The 2,205-nt window shown below is 69.4% G+C and carries 2 protein-coding genes and 1 pseudogene; all 3 read left to right on the top strand.

Going from position 1 to position 2,205, the window contains the following annotated elements; translation table 11 throughout:
* A pseudogene (locus Q0C81_RS18160) lies at window positions 1-300 on the top strand (hypothetical protein); the annotation flags it as partial.
* A gap of 170 nt (window positions 301-470) precedes the next feature.
* Window positions 471-1,610: a non-hydrolyzing UDP-N-acetylglucosamine 2-epimerase gene (gene wecB / locus Q0C81_RS18155; protein ID WP_367118042.1), complete on the top strand. Its 1,140-nt coding sequence runs from the start codon at window positions 471-473 to the stop codon at window positions 1,608-1,610.
* 1 nt (window position 1,611) lies between these two features.
* Window positions 1,612-2,205, top strand: a 594-nt coding sequence (locus tag Q0C81_RS18150; RefSeq protein ID WP_291841222.1) for a glycosyltransferase, incomplete at its 3' end; no start/stop codon positions are given.

Raw genomic sequence — 2,205 nt, 5'->3', positions numbered from 1 at the left:
GCCCTGCGCGGCGACGCCGATGTGCGCGCGGCCATCGCCAGCGCCCATAGCGCCGCCGGCCCGGGCCGCGCCCTGCTGGTCTGGGACGGCGACTGGCGCCAGACGCCGGGGCAGTCGGGCAAGGGGCTGGCGGGCGTGCGTCAGGCCATCGCCCTGGAGGTCGCCTTCGCCCCCCAGGCCTGCCGCCGCGAGACCATGCGCGGCCTGGTCCTGATCACCATGAGCGACGCCCCCGGCGCGGCGCGGGTGGTGCTGGGGACCGGAAGCTGGCGGTGGAACGATCTGCTGAGGCAACGGTGAAGCTGCCGTAAAGCGGTCTTGAGGCAGCCGCGGTCTGGTCGCCTACCCCGGCTAGACGCCCGCCCGGGCCTGAGGGGGTTCGTGTAGATGAACGGCGGACAACAAGACCCTCAGCCTCTGTTGGGCGCGAGAGTTGCACACCGCGACGATCGAGACCTCTCGATAAGGTTGTGGGGCTGGTTGTGAAGATCGCTATACTTGCAGGCACTCGTCCTGAAGTCGTCAAATTGGCGCCGGTTCGAGCCGCGCTGGGCGCCGTGCCCGGGCTGGAGCCCGTGTGGATCTCCACCGAGCAGCAGGGCTCCCTGAACGCGCAGGCGCTGGAGACCTTCGGAATCACGCCGGAGATCCGGCTGGACCCGCCCTCGCCGGAGCGCACCCTGGGCGGACGCTTCGCCCAGATCATGGACCGGCTGGATGACGTTCTGGGCCGTCTGGCCCCACAGCTGGTGCTGGTGCAGGGCGACACCTCGACAACGGCGGCCGGGGCCATGGCGGGCTTCGCCCGGCGGATTCCGATCGGCCACGTCGAGGCCGGCCTGCGCACCTTCGATCTTGAGCAACCCTTCCCCGAGGAGGGCTGGCGGTGCGTCGTCGGTCAGCTGGCCGACCTGCATTTCGCCCCGACCGAAGCCGCGGTCCGGAACCTGCTGCGCGGGGGCGTGTCCCAGCACCGTATCCACATGACCGGCAACACCGGAATCGACGCCGTTCGGCTGTCGGGCGCCCGCGTGACGCCCGTCCCGCTGACCGATGGCCTGCGCCTGGTGCTGGTCACCGTGCACCGGCGCGAGAACTGGGGTCCCGAATTGGAACAGGTTCTGGCCGCGCTGCTCCAGATTCGCGACCAGGTGTCCGATATCGAGATCGTTTTCGCGGCCCACGCCAACCCGGCGCTGCGCGGTCGTGTCGACGCGGCCCTGGTGAACCAGGACCGCATCCGCATCGTCGAGCCGCTGGACTATCTCGGCTTCCTCGCGCACCTGAAGAGCGCCACCCTGGTCCTTTCGGACTCCGGCGGGGTGCAGGAGGAAGGCCCGGTTCTTGGCGTGCCGGTTCTGGTGCTGCGCGACGCCACCGAACGGGCCGAGGCCGTAGAGGCGGGCGTGGCCAAGCTGGTCGGCGCGCGGACGGACGACGTGGTCGAGGCCGCCACCGCCCTGCTGACCAACGAACCCCAGCGGATGCAGATGGTCCGCGCGATCAGCCCGTTCGGCGACGGCTTCGCGGCCGGGCGTATCGCCGACGTCGTCTCGCGCTGGAGCCCGGCCAAGGCGCCGGGCGGCGAACAGATCCGGGCGGCGGTCTGACATGTCTCCCGTCCTGGCCATCACCCTCGGGTACTGGCTGAACCTCCTGACGGCGTTCCTGCCGACGGGCGCGGACCTGTACGCCTTCGTCCTGGGCTACTGGGAGGTGCTGCGCTGGGCGGTGATCATCTCGGCGGTGCTGATCCTGATCAGCTCGCTGGACGATCTGCTGATCGATCTCGCCTACTGGTGGGGACTGCTGGTGCGGTTCTGCACCTTCTGGGAGCGGCCGGCGCCGCAAGCCCTGCTGGAACGCGAGCCCGAGAAGCTGATCGCCATCATGGTGCCCGCCTGGCAGGAGTCGGACGTCATCGCCAGCATGGTGGCCAACACCAACAACACCTTCGACTACAGCCGCTACCACATCTTCGTGGGGGTCTACGCCAACGACCCGGAGACCCGGCGCGAGGTCGAGAAGGTGCGCCAGCGCTTTCCCAACGTGCATCGGGCCGAGGTGCCGCACGACGGGCCGACCTCCAAGGCCGACTGCCTGAACTGGATCGTGCAGAACATCCTTCTGTACGAGGAGAAGAGCGGCCAGAAGTTCGGCGCCTTCCTGATGCACGACGCCGAGGACGTGGTGCACCCGTTCGGC

The sequence above is a fragment of the Brevundimonas sp. genome (assembly GCF_023259385.1).
In the GTDB taxonomy this organism is placed as follows: domain Bacteria; phylum Pseudomonadota; class Alphaproteobacteria; order Caulobacterales; family Caulobacteraceae; genus Brevundimonas.
This window is presented reverse-complemented; position numbering and strand designations above follow the sequence as displayed.